Source organism: Ruegeria sp. CF4, from assembly GCF_056537345.1.
Genome location: NZ_JBQFRJ010000027.1, coordinates 1 through 822 on the forward strand (window position 1 = coordinate 1; position 822 = coordinate 822).

General features: G+C 51.3%; 1 protein-coding gene. It reads right to left on the minus strand.

Annotation, left to right across the window (positions count from 1 at the left end; translation table 11 throughout):
• Positions 1-54: 54 nt before the first annotated feature.
• Positions 55-735: an IS6 family transposase gene (locus ACR0NF_RS21730; protein WP_480778947.1), complete on the minus strand. Its 681-nt coding sequence runs from the start codon at positions 733-735 to the stop codon at positions 55-57.
• Positions 736-822 lie beyond the last annotated feature (87 nt).

Consider the following 822-nt stretch of genomic DNA (forward strand, 5'->3'; position numbering starts at 1 on the left):
GGCTCTGTTGCAAAGTTCTGAACGCGCCAAATTGTCTTGGCGATTATACCAAAGTTAGGCAGCCAGTTCTGCGAATTGACGAAACGGACGGAGTCCGGGCGTGAACTGACCTTTACGGATCATGTGCGCAACCTCGATGCCCGCCAGAGTCGCTGATGCCGAAGCAAAAGACTTGAAGCCGAGCATCGGGCGGGTTCGTCTTTTGATGAAACGATGGTCCTGTTCCACGATGTTGTTCAAGTATTTCCGCCTGACCATTTCAATTGGGACCGGGCAACCAAAACCTTTCAGCATCTTGTTGATGGCTTTGAGGCCAGCGGTGTTAGCTCCACTTTTGTCGATGACAATCTTTCTCGGAAGGCCGTTGACCTCCAGCATTCGGGCGAAGAACATGGTGGCCGCGGGTTTGTTTCGACGCTGGGAAAGCATAAAATCAAGCGTCTTGCCTTGCTTGTCGACGGCCTGATAGAGATAGACCCAATTGCCTTTCACCTTGATGTAAGTCTCGTCCATTCTCCAGGAGCGGTCGCACGGTCCCTTTCGACGACGCGCCGCTTCAGCGATTGCGCCTGCATACCGCGTCACCCAGCGATTCAGCGTCGTGTGATCCACTGCAACGCCTCGCTCATGCATGATCTCTTCTAGATCGCGATATGACACACCGTATCGGACATAGAAGAACACAGCGAAGAGGATTACATCTTTCGGATACCGCGCGCCTTTGAAAGAGATCATAAAAACAAACTTTCGACTTCATTATTTCGATTTCCATTCACTCGACGCACTTATGGGCGTCAACAGTCAAAAGTTTGCAACAGAGCC

What these genes read in the sequence shown, in the direction of transcription:
- ACR0NF_RS21730 (WP_480778947.1), bottom strand. Translation starts at nt 735, where the DNA reads ATGATCTCTTTCAAAGGCGCGCGGTATCCGAAAGATGTAATCCTCTTC.